We start from the raw sequence: 252 nt of genomic DNA on the forward strand, positions 1-252 counted from the left end.
GGCGTTGAGTTTATCCAGTTTATTCCTGTGGTCGAACGCCTGGCTGATGAAACGGCTGTTCATGCTGGACTTAAGCTACATGCTCCCGGCGATATTCAGGGCGAACTGACGGAATGGTCGGTTCGCCCCGAGGAGTTCGGTGAATTTTTGGTGGCGATATTCGACCACTGGATCAAACGCGACGTCGGCAAGATTTTCGTGATGAATATCGAATGGGCGTTTGCCAATTTTGTCGGTGCGCCAGGAGCGGTT

1 pseudogene is annotated in these 252 nt (G+C 52.4%); it reads left to right on the plus strand.

The features are described 5' to 3' along the window. Positions 1–252, plus strand: a pseudogene (locus SB756_RS33055) (hypothetical protein); the annotation flags it as partial.

Source organism: Pseudomonas sp. SIMBA_068, from assembly GCF_046534705.1.
In the GTDB taxonomy this organism is placed as follows: domain Bacteria; phylum Pseudomonadota; class Gammaproteobacteria; order Pseudomonadales; family Pseudomonadaceae; genus Aquipseudomonas; species Aquipseudomonas putida.